Here is a 19,622-nt window from a genome sequence, read left to right on the forward strand (position 1 = left end):
GGAAGAAGCGAAAGGCTGGTGGGCCGTAACGCGAAGTTTCACTTCGCGACGCGTTGAACGAGGCATCCACAGCCATCAGCAGCGCCCCGCGAAGAACGATGCGTCCACAGCCAGCAGCAGCGCCCCGCGAAGCGGAACTTCGCGTTACATGTTCCTGCATTTGCTTACCGCGTCGGCCCCTTATCCACTGCCGCTTCCAGCCGGGCCTGCACGGCTACGGGCAGCTTGCTGAGCAAATCCAGACCGGTGGCATTTTCGATGGCGTCGACCGACACGCGGTAGCGGCTCCAGTCGGGGCTCACGGCGTTGTCGTTGGGCGTGTCCACGGCCAGGATGCGGGCCTGGGCGGGAATGCGGCGCAGGTCGTCGGAGCCTTCGGGCAGCACGACCAGCACTTTCCACACCCGGGCAGGCACCGTCACGCGGCCGCCGTCGAGGGTGGTGGCGAAGCCTTTGGCGCCGGTGCCGCCCTTGCCGTAGCTACCCATGATGACGTAGACTTCCTGCCCCCGCTCCACCAAAGCGCGGCCGTATTCTTCGAGGCTGCTCCAGGTGCGCTGGTTGTTATTGGGGGCCTGCGGAATCATGTTCGTCATCAGGAACGTGGCCGAGTTGTCGTCGAGGTCGGTGGTGCGGTCGGCGCTGGGGCAGTTGTGGCCCTTATCAAAGCCCGAGCTGCCGTAGCCGCGGGGCGACACGGCGTAGACCCCCCGGGGCAGGGCCGGATCGGGGCGGAAGTCGTCCTGGCGGGGCGCGGAGCCGCGCCAGGCCCGGTTCAGGTGCCAGCTCACCCAGTTCGGAATGCCCCGGCCGGCGTTATAGCTCATGGTGAACTGGGGTTTGCTGAGCAGGTAGTTGTTGGCATTGGCGGGGCTGGCGGTAGCGCCGCTGGGGTTGCCCAGGGCCATATTATCGTCGCGGCTGGTAACGACGGCCGTGGCCTGCCGGGTGGCCGCCGGCGGCAGGGAAGTGCCGGCCGGGGCACTGGTACTCCCGGCGGCCGGACCGGCGGAACTGCCGGCAGGAGCACCGGTCGCCGTTTCCAGCGTCACATCATCAATGTTCAGCCGCCCGCTGCCGCTGGTTTTGCGGATTTCCAGGCGCAGAGAACCCGCCGCGTCCCCTTCAAAAGCAGTAGCTACGAGGCGCGGCCCCTGCGTACGCACCGGCTGGCCGATCCGGCGGAACGTGCGGCCGCCGTCCACGCTGCCCCACAGCTCCCAGGTGCTGGCCGCGTCGTCGCCGTAGGCGGCCGCGCTGATGCGGATGCGGGCCACGCCCGGGGCCGTACTGAAATTCATGCGCAACCGGCCCTGGTTCCGCAGCCGCGCGGCGTGCTGCCCGCGTTTGTGGTCCTGCTCCGACGAGCCGATCAGGGCATCCTCGAAGTGCCAGGAGCCGGAGCCCAGGGTTTCGTCGGCGGTAGCGTAGGCGCCTTTGCTGCCGGCCTCAAACGTTTCGGGGAAGCGGCCGGCGCCCTGGGCCGGGGCTTCGGATTCCACCGCAATAGCCGGGGGCCCGGCGGACGGCAGGGAGCGGGCGGTTTCGGGCGGCGGCGGGGAGCAGGCCAGCAGCGCGAGGGGCAGGAAAAACAGGAGGCGGACCATAGCGCGAAGGTAGCAGATCCGGGCAGCTGTCCATACGCCATCAGAACTCCGCGCACCTCCGCGAAACCTCCGCGGGCCTCTGCGGGAAATGGCAGTCGGGAAAAGGAAAGCCCCAGGCAACGCTATGCAGGAAATCGGGTCCTTGTGGCCTACCTTGCTCCCCCTTCTACTTCTTTCCCCCGCATGACCAAACCCTTTACCCCCAAACTGCTGCTGCTGGCCGCCGCCACCGCCACCGCCTTAGCCCTGGGCAGCTGCGACTCCGGCCAGCATGCCGGCACCACCGCCGTGCCGACGGCCGACGCGAACTTCGAGCAGTTCAAAACCCGCTTCATCGATTCGCTCTGGTACTACAACCCCGAGTGGGCATCCGACCAGGGCTACCACCGCTACGACTCGGTGCTGATTGCACCCACGGCCGCGCGGCGGCAGACCGAAGCGGCGGCCCAGGCCCGGCGGCGGAAGGAACTGGAAGGGTTTGCGGTGGCCGAGCTGTCGGTGAACAACCAGACCGACTTCCGGCTGCTCGAAAACTACCTGAACCGCAGCCGCTGGTACGCCGATACGCTGCGCAGCTGGCAGTGGAACCCGGCCGGCTACAACCTCGGCGGGTCGGTATCGGAGCTGCTCAACGGCCGCCACCGCCCCCTGGACCGCCGCCTGCGCAACATCTCCGACAAGATTTCCCGCTCGGTAGACTACTATGAGGCCGCCAAGCAGAACATCAGCCGGCCTACTAAGGAGCACACCCAGCTGGCCATTCTGCAGAACAAGGGCGGCATGGAAGTTTTCGGTCCGGCCCTGCTGGATTCCATCAGCCGCTCGGGTCTTTCGGAGCGGGAGAAGAAGGACTTCCGCGACCGGATAGCCACCACCCGCCTGGAAATGGAAAGCTACATCCGCTTCCTGGAAAAAGAAGTGCTGCCCAAGGGCCAGTTCCGCTCGTTCCGCATCGGCCAGGCGCTGTTCGACCGCAAGTTCGTCTACGACATCCAGGCTACGGCCACCGCCGACCAGGTATACGCCAAGGCCCAACGCCACAAAGCCGAGCTGCTGCACGATATGGGTCGGCGCGCCGCCCGGCTCTGGCCCAAGTACTTCGCCGGCCAGCCCCTGCCCACCGACTCCATCCAGCTCATTAAGCGGGTAATCGGCAGGCTGTCGGAAAAGCACGCGGCCCCGGCCGACTTCGCCAAGGCCGTGAAGGCCCAGATTCCCACGCTGGTGAAGTTCGTGAACGACAAGAAGCTACTGACCCAGGACCCTACCAAGCCCCTGGTGGTGCGCGACACGCCGCTCTACATGCGCGGCAGCGCGGGCGCGTCGGTATCGGCCCCCGGCCCCTACGATCAGGCTGCCAACACCTACTATAACGTGGAGCCCGTGCCCGCCGAGTGGACCGCGACCCAGGCCGAAAGCTACCTGCGCGAGTACAACGACTACACGCTCCAGATCCTGAACATCCACGAGGCCATTCCCGGCCACTACACCCAGCTAGTGTACGCCAACCGCAGCCCTTCGCTCATTAAGTCCATCTTCGGCAACGGCGCCATGATAGAAGGCTGGGCCGTGTACAGCGAGCGGATGATGCTGGAAAGCGGCTACGGCGGCAACACCGACGAAATGTGGCTGATGTGGGATAAGTGGAATATGCGCGTGACCCTGAACGCCATCCTCGACCGCGACGTGCAGGTGAACAATGCTTCGGAGCAGGAGGTAGTGGCGATGCTGATGCGCGAAGGCTTCCAGGAAGAAGCTGAAGCCCGGGGCAAATGGAAGCGCGCCACCCAGAGTCAGGTGCAGCTCAGCAGCTACTTCACCGGCTACACCGAAATCTACGACCTGCGCCAGGAGCTGAAAAAGGAGCAGGGCTCCGCTTTCGACCTCAAAGCCTTCAACGAGCAGTTTCTGAGCTACGGCAGTGCTCCGGTGAAATATATCCGGACCATGATGCTGAAAAAATCGTAGGAAGCTCAACCATTGTGCGTTGCTAACAAAGCCGCCCCGGATGGAATTTCCGGGGCGGTTTTTGTGTCTGCATACCCAGTACCCGCAGGGCCGTATGCCGTCCTTGTTTTCACCCGACTCATGAAAGAAGCTGCCCGCCAACAGATAATCGATACCAACGATGAGGGCCTGCGTCGCTACACCCGCGACCATGTGAAGGTGTTCGTCAAGTTTACTGCGGCAGACTGTGCTATCTGCAATCAGCTGGCCCCGCCTTTTGCCAAGTTTGCCGACGATACGCCCTTTGAATCCATTCTGTTCCTGCGGCTGGCGTCGGAAGAAAATCCGGTGGCCCAGAAGCTGATGCAGCAGCGCGTCGCCCCGTTTTTCGTGAGTTACTGCCAGGGCCAGCTGCTGGAGTGCGACACGCTGACAACCGAGGACGAGGTTTATCAAATGCTCCAGCGCCTGCGGGACTTTATGCCCCAGAGCAACTAGCGCGTGGCTAGAGAAGCACCACGCAAAAATGAAGTGTCATGCTGAGCGAAGCCGGGGAATCTCGCTTGCTGACGTCAGATTGCCATAGCAACGATGCCACGCGAGATGCTTCGACTTCGCTCAGCATGACGTTCTTTTTTGAAGCTGCTGCTGCTGCCGGCTCGATTCCCAGCCCGCCGGGCTTTTTCCCGCTAGCTTCGCGGCCGTGTTTTTCCTGCTCTCCAAACTCCTGCTCTACGCCATTCTTCCGGTCGGAATCTGGCTGACCGTGCGTATGCTGCGCAACCCGAAATGGCGGCGGCGCCTGCTGCCGGTGATCATCGGGCTGACGGTAATCGGCCCCAACAACGCGCTGAGCAACGAAGCCCTGCTGGTCTGGGAATTGCCCCCGGCCCCGCTGCGGAGTCTGGCCCACCATGATGCGGGCGTGCTGCTCACCGGCATCACCCAGATTCACAAGTCGCCCCACGACCGGGTATACCTGGGGCCGGGAGCTGACCGGCTCACCAACACGCTCTGGCTCTACCGTGCCGGCCGCATCGACCGGATCATCATTAGCGGCGGTTCCGGGGCCGTGGGCCAGGTAGCTCACACCGAGGCCCGCGACCTGTACACGCTTTTGCGGCTGGCCGGGGTGCCCAGGGCCCATATTCTGCTGGAAGAGCGCAGCCGCAACACCCGCGAGAATGCCTTATTCACGAAGGAGCTGCTGACCCAACATCCCGAAATAAAGTCACTGGTGCTGATTACGTCGGCTTTCCACCAGCGCCGGGCCCTGGGCTGCTTCCGCCGCGTAGGCCTTGCACCCACGCCCTGGCCCGCCGACTTCCGCACCACCGACCGGCAGCTGGACCCCGATTACTGGCTGCTGCCCAGCGCCGCCGCCGTTTCCCGCTGGTTCCTGCTGCTGCATGAGATGACGGGCTTCGTTACCTATAAGCTGCTGGGGTATTGCTGAGAAGCGCCGGTCCTGGCGAGCGGAGCGAAGCAATGACAGGGGGCTATTCTACCTTCTTCGTTGCCGGTTCGGCTTCCCCGCCAATCCAGACGGTTTTCTGATTGAGGAACTCCCGCAGGCCCAGGTGGGAAAGCTCCCGGCCGTAGCCGGACTTCTTCACGCCCCCGAATGGCATTTCGGGCGCGGACTTCACCATCGAATTCACGAACACGGCCCCGGCTTCGAGGCGGCGGGCCACGGCTTCCCCGCGCTGCGCGTCCCGGGTCCACACGGCCGCGCCGAGGCCGAAGCGGGAGTCGTTGGCCAGGCGAATGGCATCGTCGTCGTCGCGGGCTGCCAGAATGATGGCCACGGGGCCGAACAGCTCCTCCGCGTAGGCGCGCTGGCCGGGCCGCACGCCGGAAATAATCATGGGCCGGAACAGCGCCGTGCCCGGTTTCGACTGGCCCCCGAACAATTCCACTTTGGCCCCGGCCCGCACCGAATCCTCCACTTGCTGGGTCAGCTCATCGGCCAGATCGGGGCGGGCCAGGGGGCCATATTGGGTGGCTTCGTCGAGCGGGTCGCCGGTGCGCAGGGCCAGCAGGTGGGTTTTGAGCTGGCTGATGAAGGGCCGGAGGATGGACTTGTGCACGATGAAGCGCTTGGCCGCAATGCAGCTCTGCCCGGAGTTGATCATGCGGGCCTGGGCGGCAGTTTTGGCCGCCAGCTCCAGGTCGGCATCGGCCAGCACCAGGAAAGGGTCGGAGCCGCCCAGCTCCAGCACGGTTTTCTTGATGTGGGCCCCCGCCGTGGCCGCTACTTGGGAGCCCGCCAGCTCGCTGCCGGTCAGCGTGACGGCCTGCACCCGGTCGTCGGCAATCAACTTTTCTACCAGCTCGGAGCCGATGAGCAGGGTGCGGAAGGTGGCGGGCGGGAAGCCGGCATCGTGGAAAATGGCTTCCAGGGCCAGGGCACACTGCGGCACGTTGGAGGCGTGCTTGAGCAGGCCCACGTTGCCGGCCATCAGAGCCGGGGCGGCGAAGCGGACCACCTGCCAGAAAGGGAAGTTCCAGGGCATCACGGCCAGCACCACCCCCAGGGGCTCGTAGGCAATGAAGCTGCGCCGGGCCGTGGTCTTCACGATTTCGTCCCGCATGAATTCCTCGGCGTGGTCGGCGTAGTAGGCGCAGGTGAGGGCGCACTTCTCGACCTCGGCGCGGCCATCGGTCACGGGCTTGCCCATTTCCAGGGCCATGAGCCGGGCCAGCTCGTCCTGCCGGGCCCGCAGCAGGTCGGCGGCGCGGTGCATCAGCCGGGCCCGCTCGGCGAAGGACGTCCGGGGCCAGGTGCGGGCCGCTTGCGCCGCCTGGGCGAGGATGCGCTCCGTTTTGGACCAGGAGAAAGCCGGGAAGCGCCGCAGCACGCGGCCCGTGTAGGGGTTAACAGATTCGATGGCCATAACGGGAAAGTCAGAAAAAGAATAGGAGGGACGAGGAATCCAGTACGAAAACCCGGCCAGCTAAGCCATGTTCAGGCCCCTGGCCGACGGATAAGCCGTAAGAAAAGGACCAGATCCGGGCTTAAGCCGGGTAGAAAGCCGGCTTCCCTCACGATTCCGGCTTAAACCATATCAGTGAAATTAGCTTTATCTGTACATTCGCCTCATTGTTGGCCGGTAATGCTACCAATGTCAGCTCCTCCTAAGTTGCTCCCGTGACACCAATCTCCCCTGAGTCAACGATTCCCGATTTTGAGGCGCTGCTCGTGCAGCGCCTGCGCGACCGGGACGAATCGGCCATGACCCTGTTCTACGACAAATATTCGGCGGCGCTCTACGGCGTTATCCTGCGCATCGTGAAAACGGAGGAAGTCGCCGAGGACGTGCTGCAGGAAGGGCTGGTGAAGATCTGGCATTCCTTCGCCTCCTACGACCCCACCAAAGGCCGGCTATTTACGTGGGTGCTAAACGTTTGCCGGAATCTGGCCATCGACAAAATCCGGTCCCGGCAGTACCGCGTAAGTAGTCGCACGCAACCTTTAGAGGGCAGTGCCGCGTTGCGTCAGGCCGCCGTTCCCACGTTCCGGCCCGAGCACATTGGTTTGCAGGAAATGACGGCTAAGCTCAACCCCGAGCAGAAGCAAATTATTGACCTGCTTTATTTTGGCGGATTTACGCAAAGCGAAGTGGCGGAAGAACTCAATCTGCCCCTCGGCACGGTGAAAACCCGCGCCCGGGCAGCTATCAAAGTATTGTCAAAACTGATTCGATAACCGTGGACATTCAGGAATACATCGAATCAGGAATCCTCGAAGAATATGCCCTGGGCGTACTCAGTAAGGCAGAGCGCGCTCAGGTAGAGCAACGAGCGGCCGAAAGTCCCGAGATTCAGCAGGAGCTGGATCTGATATCGCAGACCGTGGAATTGTACGCCGAGGCGCATGCTCAGACCCCGCCCGCCGGAATGCGGGAACGAGTTCTGGCCGGGTGGCAGACGGCCATTCACCAGCAGCCCACCAACCTGGAGGCTCCAGCAGTAGCTATGGCCGCTCCCACGGAGCCGGTGGTGCGGCAGCTAGTACCGACGGCGGAAACGCCGAACTCAGGCTTCAGCTGGATGATGGCGGCTTCCGTCGCTTTATTGCTGTTCAGCGCCGCGGCCAATATGGTCCTCTACAACCGGTGGAAAGACGCTGAAACCAGCCTCGTCATCGCCCAGAACGAGCAGTCCCGCGTGGCGACTACCATGCAGGCCACGAATAAGAGTCTGGCGGCCGAAGTGCGGGTGCTCCGCAACGACGAGTTCAGGGCCATTGACCTGGCCGGTACCGCCGCCGCGCCCACGGCCAAAGCGCGGATCCTGTACAATGCCGCTACCAAGGCCGTGTTTGTCGACGTCCGGAGTCTGCCCGCCCCACCCGCCGGCAAGCAGTACCAGCTCTGGGCCCTCGACAACGGTAAGCCGGTGGATGCGGGCGTACTGGTAGCCGCCACCACGGCCGGCGACAGTCTGCAGCAGATGAAGGATATCGACAGCGCCCAGGCTTTTGCTATGACGGTGGAGCCCGAAGGCGGCAGCGAAAATCCGACGCTCTCCACCATGACGGTGTTGGGTAAATTCTAGAAAGCCATAAAAAAGGAGCCCCGGACCGAAGTCCGGGGCTCCTTTTTTATGGTGCTAAGCGCGGTCCGGCCAGCCCTGTACGCGGCACGATTCGGGTGCGCCGCGACTAATTCCGGGGCCGGGGACAATCCGGTGACAATTGGCAGCTACCTTGCCGGGCACACTTTTCCTAAAACTCTTTCCGCCTTTCTTCCTTCAGCTCTCATGGAAAAAAACACCTACTACAACCCGGCCGACCTGGCCAAATTTGGCAGCATCAGCGAGTGGCAGCCCGAGATGGGCCGTAAGTTCTTCGACTACTACGGGGAAGTATTTAAGGACGGCGCCCTCTCGGAGCGCGAGAAAGCCCTGATTGCCCTGGCCGTAGCCCACGCCGTGCAGTGTCCGTACTGCATCGACGCGTACACCACCGATTCGCTCCAGAAAGGGGCCGACGAAGCCCAGATGATGGAAGCCGTACACGTGGCGGCCGCCATCAAAGCCGGCTCGGCTCTGGTCCACGGCGTGCAGATGATGAACAAGGCCAAGGAAGTTTCTATGTAGTGTATAAAGATATAGTGTATGAATAACAATGAACTTGAACTTGAATTTAATCCTTGGTTAGGATTAGAATACAATAGCTTGCCTAATATCATAGGAGTGAAAATGTTGTTGTTGGGAGAGTCTCACTATTCAGAAGAGAGCCAGTTAGCAGATTTTACTCAAAATGTAATTCGGGATTTAGCTATAAATGGCCGCTTTAATTATTTCTCAAAGCTGAGAACGCTGGTTTCTAAGGCTATCGATAATCCGGATTTGAGTCCTGAACAGTTCTGGAATGCTGTTGCTTTCAGTAACTATATTCAAGATATAGTGGGGGACACTCCACGCATTGCTCCAACAGAGAAAATGTGGAGTCGAGCGGCTAATTCACTGAGGAAAATTCTTGACGAAACTAAGCCAGATGTTGTGTTGGTTGTTGGTAAACGTCTCTGGGAAGCAATGCCTGATGAGCCTGATGGACTACGCTTCATCAAGCGAGTTACGGGTAGCGAGGAAAAGTGGTGGATTTACTCTATGACTGATCAAAAGGAAATTCCTATTGCATACATAGCCCATCCTGCTTCTGGAGGATGGAGTTATATAGCTTGGACGAAACAAGTGAAAAAGCTTTTAGCGTCCTGACGATCAGCACATGACCACCAGATCCCTCCACGCCCAGCACCATCCGTTGGCCGACAGCGCTTACCAGCTCACGGTGCTTACCCAGGCCGAGGCGGAGGGCGCGCACCTGCTGCCCTTCGCGGCCCGGCTGCGCGAAACCGGCCTGCTGCCCCTGCGTCCCACCGGCCTCACCGTGATGCAGGTGAACGTGGGCAAGATGTGCAACCAGACCTGCCGCCACTGCCACGTCGATGCCGGCCCCGACCGTACCGAAATCATGACCCGGGCCACTATGCGCGAGTGCCTCGCGGCGCTGGCCCAGACGGATATCCCGGTGGTGGACCTCACCGGCGGAGCGCCGGAAATGAACCCCGACTTCCGCTGGTTCGTGGAGCAGATTTCGCTGCTGGGGCGGCAGACCATTGTGCGCTGCAACCTGACCATTATCGTGGCCAACCCCAGGTACCACGACCTGCCCGAGTTCTTTGCTCTCCACAATGTGCGGGTAGCATCGTCGCTGCCGCACTTCTCGGCCGCCCGCACCGATGCCCAGCGCGGCGAAGGCGTATTCGGCCGTTCCATCCGGGCCTTACAAATGCTGAATGCCGTGGGCTACGGCGTGGCGGGCTCGGGGCTGCTGCTGGATCTGGTGTTCAACCCGGCCGGCGCGTTTCTGCCCGGCAACCAGGCGGCCCTGGAGCGCGACTTTAAGCAGCGGCTGCTGCGGGAGCACGGCGTGGTGTTCAATAGTCTGCTCACCATCACCAACCTGCCCATCAGCCGGTTTCTGGAGTATCTGCTCGAAAGCGGCAACTACGAAAGCTACATGGAAAAGCTGGTGGCGGCCTACAATCCCGTGGCGGCGGCCAACGTGATGTGCCGCAGCACCCTGTCCATCGGCTGGGATGGCCTGCTCTACGACTGCGACTTCAACCAGCAGCTGGATTTGCCCGTGGCGGCTCCTGCCCCCCAGCACATCCGCGACTTCAACGAAGCGGCCCTCAACGCCCGCGCCATCGTGGTAAACCAGCACTGCTACGGCTGCACGGCCGGGGCCGGCTCCAGCTGCGGCGGGGCTACTACCTGAAGCAGAAAAATGAGGCGAACCGGAATCGAGCGGAAGGTAAAAAGCGGCTTTGGTTTGCTGTTGGCAGCGCTGTGCCTGCTGGCGGGGCCCGCGTGCAGCCAGGAAAAACCGGCCGGCCCCGGGCCCAGTCCGGCCTACGCCCAGCTGCTGCGCTCGTTGTACCGCGAAACGGTGCCCACTATTCAACCCGCCGAGCTGGCCGCGCTGCGCACTAAACCCAACCCCGTGATTCTGCTCGACACGCGTACCCCGGCCGAGTACAAGGTCAGCCACCTGCGCGGGGCCCGGTTCGTGGATTTCGATGCGTACGAGCAGGCGGCGTTCCGCGACCTGCCCCACGACCGGCCGGTGGTAGTATATTGCTCCGTGGGCTACCGTAGCGAGCGGGTGGGGGAGCGGCTCAACGCCCTGGGCTTTACCAACGTGCGCAACCTCTACGGCGGCCTGTTTGAGTGGGTCAACGAAGGCCGTCCGGTATACAACGCCCGGGGCCGGACCAACAATATTCACCCCTATTCCGCCCTGTGGGGCCCGTGGCTGACGCGCGGCACCAAGGTGTACGAGTGAAATGATGGCTTTTGAATCAGCCTGTCATTGCGAGGAGGAACGACGAAGCAATCCGTCCTGAGCAACGAAGAAGACCCGGTTAACCCAGAAAGCCCGGACGCTGGCTTACGTCTTGTCCTTACCCAACTCTTTTTCCGGCTCCCCGGAGGTAGCGCCAGGGCCTTTTTTTGCGGGCTGACCCCGCTTGAAAAGCAACCCAATGAATCGGCAACCGCTCAAAAAAGCCCTTCCGGCCACATGGCTGGAAGGGCTTTTGAGTTTTGGGTAAGGACAAGACCGCTGTGGCGGCCGGGGGCTTTTTCTTGCTTTGCCGGGCGCGGGCCGGGCTTAGGCCGCCCGCCCTAACGAGCAACGCGGCCCGCAGGCCGCGCCGCAAGAAAAGGTCAGGAGTTTATCGGGCGGGCTAGTGCTTAGGGGCTTCTTCGGCGGCCGAAACGGCCGCCGGGCGGAAAGCGGGCAGGTTTTTCAGGGTTTCGGGCAGAAACTCCACCTGGCCGTCGTGCAACCGGTACACGGCCCCTACAATCAGCACCTCGCCGTTCTTGTACTTCCGGCTCAGGATGGGGTCAAGGTCGCGCAGCTCTTCGACCTGGTCGAGGACGTTTTGCCGGATGGCGTTGTCGAGCGGGTCGCCGGGCTGGTCCTTACTTTCGGCCACGGCGTGCTTGATGCTGTTGATGAGCGTGACGATGTGGCCCGGCACGTCGGGGCGCTTCAGGGCCGCGTCCACGGCCCCGCAGCTCTGGTGGCCCATCACCACCACCAGCCTGGTGCCCAGCACCAGGCTGGCAAACTCGATGCTGCCGTACGAAGCGGCGGCCATCACCTGCCCGGCCGTGCGCACGATGAAGAGGTCGCCCAGGCCCTGGTCGAAGAGGATTTCGTGCGGCACCCGGCTGTCCGAGCAGCCCACAATAACGGCGAAGGGCTTCTGTTTTTTCTCAACTTTCAGCAGGGCAGCCAGGTCCTGGCGCGGCCGGATACTCTTGTTTTCCACAAAGCGGCGGTTGCCGCCCCGGAGCGTGCGCAGGCCCGCGCGCGGGTCGAGGAAGGCCGAGTCGCGGTTGACGACGTAGTGCTCGCGCCGCCACTGCACCGAGTCGATGGCCCCGGCGCGGCGCTTGGCGTTGGGATTGCTTTTGACGGGGGCCGCCGGGCGGCGCTGGGCGCTGGCCCCCTGACGCAGGGCGCTTACCAGCAAGAGTAATACAAGGAACCGAAGCACGCGCATGGGAATAAAAAAAAAGGGTTGAGGGGGAGCACCGACGACTGCCGTGGCGAGCAGGGCTTTCTTCGTATGCCAAAGAAAAACTAAATGTACCCGCGCGAACGGTAGCCGGAAAACTGCGCGGCCAGGTGTTTTGCCCGCGTCGTCGTTGCTTGCTTTTGCCCGGCCGGCCGTTGGCCTCCCCGGTTACTGCCGCCCCACGGGGCAAGCTCCCAAAAAGCCCGTCAAAGAAGCGTACTGCCCCGCGGCCGGGCGCTTACGTGTACTGCACGAGGGCAAAATATAGTGGCATGCCCAGCGTAATGTTGAACGGAAACGTGACCCCCAGGGCCATGGGCAGGTAGAGGCCGGGGTCGGCCTTGGGTGCGGCCAGGCGCATGGCCGCCGGCACGGCAATGTAGGAGGCGCTGGCCGCCAGGATGGCAAAGATGAACCGGTTGCCCACGCTCTCCGTAATGCCGCGGCTGGCGACGGCCACCACGCAGCCGTTGAGCAAGGGCACGAGCACGGCGAAGGCCGTCACGAAGCGCCCGTAGCGCAGGAAAGCGGTGAAGCGCCGGGCGGTAACCATGCCCATTTCGAGCAGAAAAATGGCCAGAAAGCCCTTGAAGATATCCGTGGTGAAGGGCTTGATGCCGTCGGCCTGTTTCGTGTCGGCAATCAGGCCAATGACGAGGCTGCCGAGCACCATCAGCACGCTGCCGTTGGTGAAGGCGTGCTGCACGATGGAGCCCATCTGGGGGGCGGCTCCGGTGTCGTCGGCCTCGTAGCGCCGCATGAGCATTACGCCCACAATAATGGCGGGAGCTTCCATCAGGGCCATCACGGCCACCATGTGCCCGCCAAAACGCACCTCTTGGGCTTCCAGAAACGACGTGGCCGCCACAAACGTGACGGCGCTCACCGAGCCGTAGGCCGCCGCCACGGCCCCGGCATCGGCAATGCTGAGCTTCCGCTTGAGCACGAAGAACGTGTACGTCGGAACCAGCGCCGCCACCAGCAGCCCGAACCCCAGCGAGTACAGTATTTCGGCGTTGAATGGGCTGTGGGCCAGTTCCTGCCCGCCCTTGAAGCCGATGGAAAACAGCAGATACAGGGAAATAAACTTGATGGTAGTTGGGGGGATTTCCAGGTCGCTTTTTACCATCGTGGCCACTACACCGAGCACGAAGAACAGCAGCGTCGGGTTGGTCAGGTTCAACAGCAGTAAGTGTGCATCCATGCGACAACAGAAAAGGAGAAGTAATGAACAGGCTATCCGATGAGCCCCCAATCTTACCCGTAGCCCGCGGCTGTAGGCAAGTAGCAGTTCAAAAGCGGCACAAAACTATCCATCCTTTTCAATTAAACAATCATCACAAATAGACTTATTATTAATAAAAATAGTAAAGCTATTAAGCCAGGGGCTTTGCTTCTGGCCGAGGCGTGACTGGTTTCTGACGCCAGGGCCTTTTTTTGCGGGCTGACCCCGCTTGAAAAGCAACCCAATGAATCGGCAACCGCTCAAAAAAGCCCTTCCGGCCATATGGCCGGAAGGGCTTTTTTGTTTTGGGTAAGCACAAGACGCTGGCCTACGTTGGGGCTTCTATAAAGCGCGGTACATTTGAGAGGACGGATTGCTTCGTTCCTCGCGATGACAGCAGGCGGCACTCGTCATTCAGCATTCAACAGTACTTCACTCCCATTCCCCTTGCAGCATCTGCTTATTTTTGCCCGGCACCCGGAGTTGGGGCGCGTGAAAACCCGCTTAGCGCAAGCTATCGGTAACGAAGCGGCTCTGGTGGTGTACGAAGAGCTGCTGGCTCACACCCGCGCCGCCGCGGAGGGCCTGGCTCCGGCCCATAAAACCGTGTGGTTTGCCGATCAGGCCCCGCCGGCCGACGACTCCGCGGACTGCTGGACCGGCTACGAGCACCAAACCCAGCCGGCCGGCGACCTGGGCTACCGGATGGCCACGGCGTTTGAAGTCGCTTTTGCCGCCGGGGCTACGGCCGTGGTCATTATCGGTACCGACTGCCCGGAGCTGGGCACGGCGCATCTGGAGGCCGCTTTTCAGCAGCTGCACGGCCACGACGTGGTGCTGGGACCGGCGGCTGACGGCGGCTATTATCTGCTGGGCATGAACAAGCTGTACGCGGCGCTGTTTGCCGATAAAAGCTGGAGTACCGATTCGGTGTTGACGGCTACGCTAGCCGACGCCCACGCTCTGGGGCTTCGGGTGGCCCTGTTGCCCCGGCTGCGCGACGTGGATACGGCGGCTGACCTGGTCGCCTGGCGGCAGCAGGTCCCCGGCGAATAGGGAAACCTGCCGGGCGTTGGGCCGTATTCCAGCGCCATAGTTCCGTTTTCCGTTGTGTGTATGCGTCAGCTCTTATCCCTGTTTTCTCTATTGGTTTTGGGGAGCAGCCTCCCGGCCTGCTCCGATGATGCGGCAGCCAGGAAGATGAAGCGCCCGCCGGCCGTGGCCGTGGATGCTGCCCTGACGCGCCTGCGGCCGCACTTCAACCAGCAGTGGGCCATGCATACGCTCTGGGAAGACGGGCTGGCGGAAGTAGCCCTCTATGAGGCAGAGCGGACGATTTACCAGAAAAAGCGCCGGTTCGAGTACACTCTGATTACGGTGAAGGAGGAATTCAACCAGCAGTTCGACGTCAAGACCGACGACTACCAGCGGCCGGATTTGTTTCCGGTGATGAAGGTGAATCAGTTCTGCCGCATCCCCACCGAGCAGTATCCCTACCACTTTCTTACATCCTTGTTCTTCCGCCGCGACCAGCCCGTGGCCCTGCACAAAATGACCACGTCCTCGCAGGAATGGTGCGGCACTACGTTCAAGGCCCTCACCAACGAAGGCACCCGCTACGAGCAGACGTACAACTCCTACTGGGACGGCCAGGGCACCGGCCAGCGCCGGCTGCGCCACGACGTGCTCTTCGAAGATGCCCTGCCCTACACGCTACGGGCGCTGAACTTTGAGGCGCTGCCCACTTTTGAGGCTATTATCTGCGACCTGCAGCAAACCAGCAAAGTCACTGCCCCCGTCTACTACCAGGCCCGCATAACGGTAGCCGAAGCTCAGCCCAACGATACGCCCGAAGCCGCCTGGCAGGTGCAGGTGCAGCTCGACGGCCAGAAGGAAAACGCGTATTGGTTTGCCCGCAAATATCCCAACGTGCTGCTGCGCCAAACCACCTGGGACGGCCGCAACCTGACGCTGAAAGCCGTACGCCGCTACGCCTACTGGACGCATTAAAGCGGTTTCGCAAACGGGGCGTCTGCCGGTCCGGCGGCTACCAGCCGTCGGGCCGGTCGTCGTTAGCCCAAGACGTGCAACATCCGCTCCCGGCGACCAGTCCAGAGCAGCGGGCACTGGCTACCCTGTTCACGACACTGCTAAAAGCGGTTTCGCAATGCGTGTAAGCCGTAACGCGAAGTTTCACTTCGCGAGTCGTTGCAGGTTGTTGCAGGCGACTCCAACGGCCGCAACGACCCGCGAAGTGAAACTTCGCGTTACCACCAGACGGTACCCGGACTTCGCTATCCTTAGGTCAAACCCATTGGCTGGCGGCGCAGCTCCCAGATCAGGACTGCTGCTACGCCGGCATATTCCAGCGCCACCAGCCCCAGGTTTTCGGCGTACGCCGCGCTTTGGTACGCTCCGTAGGACAGTACAATCAGCCCGGACCAGACCAGCGCGAACCGGAAGCGGGTGAACACGCTCAGAGCTATCAGCGGAGTGAGGTACCACGGATGCACGATGGTTGCCAGCAGGTAGTAGCCCATCAGGGCGGCCAGGGCGGCCAGCGGCAGGGTGCGCAGCGTGGGCTGTTTTTCCCCCAGGGCTAGTACGGCCACCAGCAGGGCCGTCAGCCAACCCAGGCCGGAGCCGATGCGGGCAATTTCGTTGTAGCCCGTCACCCGATACCCGATGGCCCGGGCCAGGTAGTAGAGGCTGGCGTTGAACTCGAATTTGTGGAAGTACAGGTCGAGGCTGCGGCCGAAGTTCTGCCCCAGCTCCGCCGACAGGAACGGCGCGAACAGCAGCAGGACTACCACCGCTACTACGCTGCCATACCGCAGGAAAGCCCGCCAGCCCAGCCGGCGCAGCAGCAAGGGCAGCAGCAGCAGCGGCAGCAGCTTGGTGGCCACGCTCAGCGCCAGCGCCACCGCCGAAAACCCGTTTCGGTGGCGGGTCAGGGCCCACAGGGCGGCCAGCAGCCCACAAATCAGCAGCGCCTCGAAGTGCAGGTTGCCGGTCAGCTCCACGATAACCAAGGGGTTGAGCAGGTAGAGCAACGCCTTTTCCGCGGGCTGACCAAAGTGGCGCAGCAGGGCCAGCAGCAGGGCCGCCGTGGCCAGCTCCGCCGCCAGCAGAACCAGGCGCAGCCCCAGGATGAAGCCCAATTCGCTGTGGGGAAACAACTTGCCGGCCAGGCCAAAAACTGCCTGGCACACCGGGGGATACACCGAGTAATAATGGGGCGAGTTGAGCCGGGGATAAAGCGCGGCCAGCGGCGAATCCGGCGGCGCGGCGCCCACCAGCTCATCCGGGCGGTGCTGGTAGGGATTCCGGCCGGTGGCCACCAACGTGCCGTCCCAGCGGAAACGGTGGTAGTCGTCGGAGAGGGCGGGGGTGGCCGGCAGCCAGAGCAGCCGCAGCAGCAGGGCCGCCAGCAGGCCGTAGCGCAGGGGCAGGGGGCGGTAAAGCAGCCAGGCATACGCCCCGAACGCCCCGGCAAACAAGAGCAGCAGCGGCCCGAACTCCGCCCGGGGCGTCAGGTAAGCCAGGCCAGCGTAAGCGGCCGCACTGACGAGCAGCGCCACTCCCTGCCCAACGTTCAGCGCCGGGCGGCTCATGCCGCGAGTCGGTTGTGGCGGACCGAGTAGTAGAACACCAGCCCGAAGCCCGTGGTCAGCAGCAGGTGCAGGGGCAGCAGGCCGAGGTTGCCGAAGTAAAGTCCCGCGCCCAGCCCGAACAGGAAGTAGAGCGTGAGCAGGCCTTCGAGCACCGTGCGCCCGTCGAGGCCGCCGGTGCGGTAGCGCTGCTGCCACTGCACCTGCTTCCCCAGGCCCAGCTTGGGAGTGCGGATAAAAGCCGACTTCCGGCCCGCCAGTCCGGCCAGCACCGCCAGCGCATTGTGCAGCGACAAACCCATCGACATAGCCAGGAAAAGCAGGAACCGGGGCACGAACTCCCGCCACGGGGCCGTGGGCTCGGCCAGGCGCCACGCGGTGAAGTAGTAGTACACGAGTGGGGCCAAAGCCAGCAGAAACAGGGAAGCCAGCTGGAATACCGGCTTGAATTCGGGCAGGTGCTCGCGGGCAAAGATCAGCGGCACGCTCAGCACCGCCATCAGCAGAATGGCGATGAACACAGTGCTGTTGAGCAGGTGAAAAGTGGCGTGTACTTTGGTGCTCGGGGCCACGCCGGAGCGCAGCACGCTGCCCAGGTGCTTGCGGGCAGTTTCGGCTCCGCCTTTGTTCCAGCGGAACTGCTGGGAGCGGAGCGCGTCCATGGCGGCGGGCAGCTCGGCCGGGGCGGCCACCAGCGGCAGGTAGTGGATGCGCCAGCCCCGCAACTGGGCCCGGTAGCTCAGGTCGAGGTCTTCGGTGAGGGTATCCGACTGCCAGCCGCCGGCATCGGCAATGCAGGTGCTGCGCCATACCCCGCCCGTGCCGTTGAAGTTGATGAAGTGCCCACCCGCCGTGCGGCCCACCTGCTCCACCAGAAAGTGGGCATTCAGCCCGAAGGCCTGCAGCTTGGTGAGCAGGGAATCCTGCTCGTTCAGATGAGTCCAGCGGGTTTGCACCACGCCCACGCCCGGCTCGGCAAAGTAGGGGATGGTGCGGCGCAGGAAGTCGGGCTCGGGGAGGAAGTCGGCGTCGAAGATGGCCACGAATTCGCCGTCGGTTTGCTGCATGCCGTGGCCCAGCGCCCCGGCCTTGAAGCCCTGCCGGTCGGTGCGGCGCACGTGGTCGATGCGCAGGCCCCGGGCCCGGTGGTGGGCAATGCGGGCCGCGGCCAGCGTCACGGTATCGTCGGTGGAGTCATCGAGCACCTGAATGTGGAGGCGGTCGGCGGGGTAGTCGAGGGCGGCCATGGCGTCGATGACGCGTTCCACCACGTAGAGCTCATTGTAGACGGGCAGTTGCACGGTCACGCGCGGCCACTGGCCCGCTGCCATGGGCCCGGGCACTCCGGCCGGCATTTGGCGGTAGGCCCGGCGGGCCAGGCGCGTGAGGTGCAGCTGCGCGAGGCTGAAGCCCAGAATAAACGCGAGGCACAGTCCGTAGAGAACCAGAAGGGCAATTTCCATTTAAGTAGGCCGAAGGAATTAGTTTGACTTATCAGCACGTCATGCTGAGCCTGTCGAAGCATCTCTACCGCTTCGCTGAACGGACCTGATGAAGCGGTAGAGATGCTTCGACTTCGCGGACGCCAGATGAGCATGACGTTTTTTTTATTGCAAAGTAATTTTCACGACCTACTTAGTACTTAGGGCCTGGTAGTTGGTGCCTGGTGTTGAGTAGTGCTTTTTTTCTCGTCTGTCATCCTGAGCCTGCGAAGGACCTTATCAGGGTTGAATAAGCTCGGCCTACGCTCATTGTGCCGCTGGCACAAGGTCCTTCGCCCTGCTCAGGATGACAGGCTATTTTCCAGGCACCAGGTCCTACCCGCTGGTTACAGATATTTGAAAATAGTCCACAGAATCTTGTAGCCGGCCCCCAGGGTGCCTTTCACCGTGCCCGAAACCTTCGACACGCCGATGCGGCGACGGTAGCGGACCGGCACTTCCTGGGTGCGCAGCTTGAGTTTGGCGGCTTTAAGCTGCATTTCCACCGTCCAGCCGTAGGTTTTGTCTTCCATCCCGATTTGTTTGAGGGCCTCGGTGCGAATGGCCCGGAATGGCCCCAGGTCGGTGTAGCGGACGCCGTAGAAGCCACGCATCAGGGTAGTGGCCAGCCAGTTGCCGAAGATCTGCTGGGGCAGCATGGCTCCGCTTTCCCGCTCGCCCAGGGCCCGGGAGCCAATAACCATATCGGCCTCGCCGCGCAGGATGGGCGCCAGCAGCCGGGGCATTTCGGCGGGGTAGTCGGAGTAGTCGCCGTCGAGAAACACGATGATGGCGGGCTGCTCGGCGGCGGGGCGGGCAAAGCAGTGGGCCATGCCGGCCAGGCAGGCGTGGCCGTAGCCGGGGCGGTTTTCGCGCAGCACCGTGGCCCCGGCCGCCCGGGCTACAACTCCCGTCTGGTCCCGGGAGTTATTGTCGACGACCAGCACTTCCCGCACCAGTCCCGCCGGAATTTCGGCCAGCACGTGCCCAATGGACTGTTCTTCGTTGTAAGCCGGAATAATGACGTCGATGAGCGGGGCAGCGGGCAGGGGGGGCATGCGGGACAAACGAATAAGCAGCGGAAACAGATTGCCGCCGCCCGGTAAACGGGTCGGCGGCACCTGCCGGAAAAGCACAAAGATGCGGCG

The 19,622-nt window shown here is 62.8% G+C and carries 18 protein-coding genes; 11 read left to right on the plus strand and 7 right to left on the minus strand.

Going from position 1 to position 19,622, the window contains the following annotated elements:
* Positions 1–164: 164 nt before the first annotated feature.
* Entirely contained in the window at positions 165–1,607 is a 1,443-nt protein-coding gene (locus ABD833_RS02655) for a DNA/RNA non-specific endonuclease (protein WP_345070795.1), read from the minus strand.
* Positions 1,608–1,790: 183 nt separating this feature from the next.
* Between ABD833_RS02655 and ABD833_RS02660 the strand changes: the two genes are divergently transcribed.
* From ABD833_RS02660 to ABD833_RS02670, 3 genes are all read left to right on the plus strand, one after another.
* On the plus strand, positions 1,791–3,575 hold the full coding sequence (locus ABD833_RS02660) for a DUF885 domain-containing protein (protein ID WP_345070796.1): 1,785 nt from the start codon (positions 1,791–1,793) through the stop codon (positions 3,573–3,575).
* Positions 3,576–3,695: 120 nt separating this feature from the next.
* On the plus strand, positions 3,696–4,052 hold the full coding sequence (locus ABD833_RS02665; RefSeq protein WP_345070797.1) for a thioredoxin family protein: 357 nt from the start codon (positions 3,696–3,698) through the stop codon (positions 4,050–4,052).
* A 205-nt stretch (positions 4,053–4,257) separates the two neighbouring features.
* Entirely contained in the window at positions 4,258–5,010 is a 753-nt protein-coding gene (locus ABD833_RS02670; protein WP_345070799.1) for a YdcF family protein, read from the plus strand.
* A gap of 43 nt (positions 5,011–5,053) precedes the next feature.
* Here ABD833_RS02670 and ABD833_RS02675 read toward each other — a convergent pair whose 3' ends face one another.
* Positions 5,054–6,451: an NAD-dependent succinate-semialdehyde dehydrogenase gene (locus tag ABD833_RS02675; RefSeq protein WP_345070800.1), complete on the minus strand. Its 1,398-nt coding sequence runs from the start codon at positions 6,449–6,451 to the stop codon at positions 5,054–5,056.
* Between the two features lie 254 nt (positions 6,452–6,705).
* Here ABD833_RS02675 and ABD833_RS02680 point away from each other — a divergent pair, with 254 nt between their 5' ends.
* The 6 genes from ABD833_RS02680 (at position 6,706) to ABD833_RS02705 (ending at position 10,911) form a co-directional block, all read left to right on the plus strand.
* The gene (locus ABD833_RS02680) at positions 6,706–7,263 is read left to right on the plus strand and encodes an RNA polymerase sigma factor (RefSeq protein ID WP_345070801.1); all 558 of its coding nucleotides are present in this window, start codon (positions 6,706–6,708) and stop codon (positions 7,261–7,263) included.
* Positions 7,264–7,265: 2 nt separating this feature from the next.
* Positions 7,266–8,114 (plus strand): anti-sigma factor, encoded by an 849-nt coding sequence (locus ABD833_RS02685; RefSeq protein WP_345070802.1) that lies wholly within the window; start codon positions 7,266–7,268, stop codon positions 8,112–8,114.
* Between the two features lie 204 nt (positions 8,115–8,318).
* Positions 8,319–8,657, plus strand: coding sequence for an arsenosugar biosynthesis-associated peroxidase-like protein (locus tag ABD833_RS02690; RefSeq protein WP_345070804.1), 339 nt, complete (start codon positions 8,319–8,321; stop codon positions 8,655–8,657).
* Between the two features lie 18 nt (positions 8,658–8,675).
* The gene (locus tag ABD833_RS02695; protein WP_345070806.1) at positions 8,676–9,278 is read left to right on the plus strand and encodes a hypothetical protein; all 603 of its coding nucleotides are present in this window, start codon (positions 8,676–8,678) and stop codon (positions 9,276–9,278) included.
* Between the two features lie 10 nt (positions 9,279–9,288).
* On the plus strand, positions 9,289–10,344 hold the full coding sequence (gene arsS, locus ABD833_RS02700) for an arsenosugar biosynthesis radical SAM (seleno)protein ArsS (protein WP_345070808.1): 1,056 nt from the start codon (positions 9,289–9,291) through the stop codon (positions 10,342–10,344).
* 9 nt (positions 10,345–10,353) lie between these two features.
* Positions 10,354–10,911, plus strand: coding sequence for a rhodanese-like domain-containing protein (locus tag ABD833_RS02705; RefSeq protein WP_345070809.1), 558 nt, complete (start codon positions 10,354–10,356; stop codon positions 10,909–10,911).
* 403 nt (positions 10,912–11,314) lie between these two features.
* On the opposite strand, the gene ABD833_RS02710 is transcribed toward ABD833_RS02705, so the two are convergent.
* Both ABD833_RS02710 and ABD833_RS02715 read right to left on the minus strand, forming a co-directional pair.
* The gene (locus tag ABD833_RS02710) at positions 11,315–12,136 is read right to left on the minus strand and encodes a carbonic anhydrase (protein WP_345070810.1); all 822 of its coding nucleotides are present in this window, start codon (positions 12,134–12,136) and stop codon (positions 11,315–11,317) included.
* Positions 12,137–12,395: 259 nt separating this feature from the next.
* Positions 12,396–13,361, minus strand: a complete 966-nt coding sequence (locus ABD833_RS02715) for a sodium-dependent bicarbonate transport family permease (protein ID WP_345070811.1) — start codon at positions 13,359–13,361, stop codon at positions 12,396–12,398.
* A gap of 468 nt (positions 13,362–13,829) precedes the next feature.
* Between ABD833_RS02715 and ABD833_RS02720 the strand changes: the two genes are divergently transcribed.
* Positions 13,830–14,438 (plus strand): TIGR04282 family arsenosugar biosynthesis glycosyltransferase, encoded by a 609-nt coding sequence (locus ABD833_RS02720; RefSeq protein WP_345070812.1) that lies wholly within the window; start codon positions 13,830–13,832, stop codon positions 14,436–14,438.
* 60 nt (positions 14,439–14,498) lie between these two features.
* Positions 14,499–15,392 carry a hypothetical protein gene (locus tag ABD833_RS02725; protein WP_345070813.1) on the plus strand — a complete coding sequence of 298 codons (894 nt, stop codon included), beginning with the start codon at positions 14,499–14,501 and terminating at the stop codon, positions 15,390–15,392.
* A gap of 290 nt (positions 15,393–15,682) precedes the next feature.
* Here ABD833_RS02725 and ABD833_RS02730 read toward each other — a convergent pair whose 3' ends face one another.
* From ABD833_RS02730 to ABD833_RS02740, 3 genes are all read right to left on the minus strand, one after another.
* A complete protein-coding gene (locus ABD833_RS02730) occupies positions 15,683–16,996 on the minus strand; it encodes an MptA/MptB family glycosyltransferase (protein ID WP_345070814.1) in 1,314 nt (437 codons plus the stop codon).
* Positions 16,993–18,456: a cellulose synthase family protein gene (locus tag ABD833_RS02735; protein ID WP_345070815.1), complete on the minus strand. Its 1,464-nt coding sequence runs from the start codon at positions 18,454–18,456 to the stop codon at positions 16,993–16,995. The genes ABD833_RS02730 and ABD833_RS02735 overlap by 4 nt, the downstream gene beginning before the upstream one ends.
* Before the next feature lie 365 nt (positions 18,457–18,821).
* Entirely contained in the window at positions 18,822–19,532 is a 711-nt protein-coding gene (locus ABD833_RS02740) for a glycosyltransferase family 2 protein (RefSeq protein WP_345070816.1), read from the minus strand.
* Between the last annotated feature and the right edge of the window lie 90 nt (positions 19,533–19,622).

The sequence above is a fragment of the Hymenobacter fastidiosus genome (assembly GCF_039539565.1).
In the GTDB taxonomy this organism is placed as follows: domain Bacteria; phylum Bacteroidota; class Bacteroidia; order Cytophagales; family Hymenobacteraceae; genus Hymenobacter; species Hymenobacter fastidiosus.

Excerpts from the sequence above, each read along its gene's own strand:
- ABD833_RS02695 (WP_345070806.1), top strand. The coding sequence starts at position 8,676 with ATGAATAACAATGAACTTGAACTTGAATTTAATCCTTGGTTAGGATTA.
- ABD833_RS02715 (WP_345070811.1), bottom strand. The coding sequence starts at position 13,361 with ATGGATGCACACTTACTGCTGTTGAACCTGACCAACCCGACGCTGCTG.
- ABD833_RS02655 (WP_345070795.1), bottom strand. The coding sequence starts at position 1,607 with ATGGTCCGCCTCCTGTTTTTCCTGCCCCTCGCGCTGCTGGCCTGCTCC.
- ABD833_RS02660 (WP_345070796.1), top strand. The coding sequence starts at position 1,791 with ATGACCAAACCCTTTACCCCCAAACTGCTGCTGCTGGCCGCCGCCACC.
- ABD833_RS02725 (WP_345070813.1), top strand. The coding sequence starts at position 14,499 with ATGCGTCAGCTCTTATCCCTGTTTTCTCTATTGGTTTTGGGGAGCAGC.
- ABD833_RS02735 (WP_345070815.1), bottom strand. The coding sequence starts at position 18,456 with ATGGAAATTGCCCTTCTGGTTCTCTACGGACTGTGCCTCGCGTTTATT.
- ABD833_RS02690 (WP_345070804.1), top strand. The coding sequence starts at position 8,319 with ATGGAAAAAAACACCTACTACAACCCGGCCGACCTGGCCAAATTTGGC.
- ABD833_RS02665 (WP_345070797.1), top strand. The coding sequence starts at position 3,696 with ATGAAAGAAGCTGCCCGCCAACAGATAATCGATACCAACGATGAGGGC.
- ABD833_RS02705 (WP_345070809.1), top strand. The coding sequence starts at position 10,354 with ATGAGGCGAACCGGAATCGAGCGGAAGGTAAAAAGCGGCTTTGGTTTG.
- ABD833_RS02675 (WP_345070800.1), bottom strand. The coding sequence starts at position 6,451 with ATGGCCATCGAATCTGTTAACCCCTACACGGGCCGCGTGCTGCGGCGC.
- ABD833_RS02730 (WP_345070814.1), bottom strand. The coding sequence starts at position 16,996 with ATGAGCCGCCCGGCGCTGAACGTTGGGCAGGGAGTGGCGCTGCTCGTC.
- ABD833_RS02740 (WP_345070816.1), bottom strand. The coding sequence starts at position 19,532 with ATGCCCCCCCTGCCCGCTGCCCCGCTCATCGACGTCATTATTCCGGCT.
- arsS (WP_345070808.1), top strand. The coding sequence starts at position 9,289 with ATGACCACCAGATCCCTCCACGCCCAGCACCATCCGTTGGCCGACAGC.